At 68.9% G+C, this 3,104-nt stretch carries 1 protein-coding gene and 1 pseudogene; both read left to right on the top strand.

Translation table 11 applies throughout. From position 1 onward, the window contains the following. Nucleotides 1-62 precede the first annotated feature (62 nt). Nucleotides 63-1,495, top strand: a pseudogene (locus IG74_RS0144465) (IS701 family transposase). Between the two features lie 58 nt (nucleotides 1,496-1,553). Continuing rightward, nucleotides 1,554-2,650, top strand: a protein-coding gene (locus tag IG74_RS54980; protein ID WP_420710060.1) for an IS630 family transposase whose coding sequence is annotated in 2 segments (ribosomal slippage) — nucleotides 1,554-2,018 and nucleotides 2,021-2,650 — 1,095 coding nt in all. Because the reading frame shifts where the segments join, the coding sequence is not laid out codon by codon here. Nucleotides 2,651-3,104 lie beyond the last annotated feature (454 nt).

The following is a 3,104-nucleotide window of genomic DNA, read 5'->3' as shown; positions in this document are numbered from 1 at the left end:
TACCGGTAGTTCGTTGACTTGGGGGCGGGGGAGCGGTAGTCCGGATGGTGGAGGTGGTGGCGATGACCGCTCGTCGTCCGTGTCCGCCTGCACCGGGGCCGCTGGAGGACTATGCCTCCTGCTTCGACGATCTGTTCGCCTCGCTGGCCCAGCGGCGGGGGTTTCGCGAGTACCTCACGGGGCTGCTGGCGCCGCGGGACAGGAACAAGACGCTGACCTGTCTGGCCGGCGCGGAACCGGTGGTGGGCGCCCGGAATCCCGCGGTGCAGCGCCTGCAGTTCTTCCTGTCCGAGTCCCCCTGGGAGGCCGGGGAAGTCAACGACCGGCGGCTGGAGCTGCTCCGTGGGCAGTCGGACACCGCTCCGCACGCGGGCGGGGTCATCGTGATCGACGATTCCGGGGACCGCAAGGACGGCACGGCCACCGCGCACGTGGGCCGCCAGTGGCTGGGCCGGTACGGCAAGACAGACAACTGCGTGGTCACCGTGACCACGGTGTGGACCGACGGACGCGTGTACCACCCGCTGCACACACAGCCCTACACCCCCGCGCACCACTTCCCGCGCGGCCGGCGTGATCCCGGCTTCCGCACCAAACCGCAGATCGCCGCGGCTCTTGCAGCCCGGGGCAAGGAGGCAGGCTTCGCCTGCCGGGCGGTCGTCGCCGACTGCGCCTACAGCGTCAGCGACGACTGGTACCTCGCCCTGCGCGAGGCCCAGCTGCCCTATGTGGTCCACCTCAAGCCGCACCGCGGCACCTGGGCACCCGCCCACCAGCCGCACACCCCCATCGACGCCGCCCGTACCCTGGCCTGGCACGATGCCGAACACCCCGGTGACTGGACACCCGTCGAGCGCCGCTTCCACGACGGGCACACCGAGACCTGGTGGGCCGCCGACGCCACGCTCGGCGGCTGGCAGCCGCTTGGTGTGTGCCGCCTGGTCGTGGCCACTACCGACCCGGCCACCCTGCCTCCCAAGGCCACTTGGTATCTGGCCACCAACCTGCCCCACACCGACGCACCCCACGCGGCCACCAGCACTCACCCGCCCGCCGGCCTCGACGAGATCGTCCGCCTCTACGGGCTGCGGCCCTGGATCGAGCAGAGCTACAAACAGATCAAGGACGAACTCGGATGGGCCGACTTCCAGGTCCGTTCCGCCCGCGCCATCAAACGTCACCAGACCCTCGTGAACTGCGCGTTCTCCTTCTGCTGGGACCAGTGGTTCACCCCACCCGGCCCGCCCGACCCCACCGCACCCGACCTCACCGCACCCGACCCCTGCCCCGCCAACCGGCCAGAGAGGGGGACCAGCCACGCCCCACCCACCCCAACCACCCTGCTGGCCCAAGGCCTTACGCGCCGTCCGCTCCTGGCTCACCCCGGCCGGACGGACAAGGACCCACCCGCCGAACTCCAGGCCCTCCTCGGCGCAGTCACCACCGGACACGGACTGAACCTCTACCTCCGAACTTAACGAACTACCGTTACTGATTTCTTCGGGGTGTTGTCGGGTGGTGACATTCCTTGATCCCTGCGGTAGGTCGGAACTATGCGGTATGCGCAGGGTGGAGGGCTGACTCCGGAGCGGCAGCGGTTCCGTGAGGGGATCCGGTTTGAGGCGGGTCAGCGGTTCGAGCGGGGCGAGAAGACCGCGGCGATCGCGAGGGATCTGCGGGTGAGTGAGCGGTCGGTGGAGCGCTGGCGGCATGCCTGGCGGCACGGCGGCATGGGAGGTCTTGCCTCGTCGGGGCCGGCGAAGCTGCCCAAGGTGTCCGATGGCCAGTTTGCCGCCCTGGAGACCGAGCTGGCGCGGGGGCCGGCCGCGCACGGCTGGGAGGACCAGCGGTGGACGCTTGAGCGGGTCAGAGAACTCATCGCCCGCACCCTTGGTGTCGCGTGCTCGTCGGCGGCCGTGTGGCGGCTCATGCATCGGCACGGCTGGTCCTGGCAGTGCCCGGCCCGTCGTGCTCTGGAGCGAGACGAGCGCGCCATCGAGCTGTGGAAGAAGGAGGTATGGCCGCAGGTGGAACCATAGCGGCGGCGCTCGGGGCCTACCTCGTGTTTGAGGATGAGGCCGGATTTGCCATGACGCCATCCCTCGCCCGTACCTGGGCCCGGCGCGGCCGCACGCCCGTGGTGCAGGTGCGGGGCCGGTCCTGGCGCCGCTACTCGATCGCCGCAATGTGCTGCTACAAGCCCGGCGAGACCTCGAGGCTGATCTTTCGGCCGAGGCGGAACCCGTCCCCCAACCGTCCCGGACGCAGGAGCTTCGCCTGGTGCGACTACCGCGACCTGGCCGTGCGCGCGCACATCCAGCTCGGCGCCCCCATCGTGCTCGTCTGGGACAATTTGAGCACGCACAAAGCCGCCGCGCTACACAAGTACGCCGACGCCCATGACTGGCTCACTATCGTCCACCTTCCCTCCTACGCGCCGGAGTTGAATCCGGTTGAGGGAGTGTGGTCGCTCCTGCGCAGAGGACCGCTGTCCAACGTCGCCTTCAGCGGCGACGACCATCTCGAACGCACCCTCCGCCGCGGACTACGCCACATCCAGCACTGCCCCGAACTCATCGACGGGTGTCTCGCCAGCACCGGACTCACCATCACCGACCACCACCCGACAACACCCCGAAGAGATCAGTAGAGGGTGACTGCGCCGACGCCAGGGAGACTCCTAGGCCCTGCCGGAGCAGCCCTCTGACTCCGGTGCGATGGTGTAACGGTGCGCGTGCGGCGAGTCCGCAGCGCGGCATACACCATGCAACTCTCCGCATCCCGGAACATCAAGCCTGTTCAGAGGGCGCACAGGTACACGACGAAGCAGAGGGCGCTCTCCCAGAAAGACGCGGCCGATTACGTACGGAAGCGCTCCTTCCGCACCACGCGCACTCGGGCCGAGACTCCTCACCTCCGCCGTCGCCGCTGCCAGACTGGCCCCCAGAAGCTCGCCCACACCGGACCAATTGCGCCGCCCTATCCGTGGTGGAGGTGGCGCCGCTGGGTGTGTCAACTTAACGGCTGATCTTGGTTGTTGAGTTATCGCTGGTCGGTGGGGGTGAGGCGGCCGTCGAAGGCGATCTGGAAGGCGTTCAGTGGCG

Origin of the sequence: Streptomyces sp. NRRL B-1347 (assembly GCF_000720325.1) — a bacterium.
In the GTDB taxonomy this organism is placed as follows: domain Bacteria; phylum Actinomycetota; class Actinomycetes; order Streptomycetales; family Streptomycetaceae; genus Streptomyces.
This window is presented reverse-complemented; position numbering and strand designations above follow the sequence as displayed.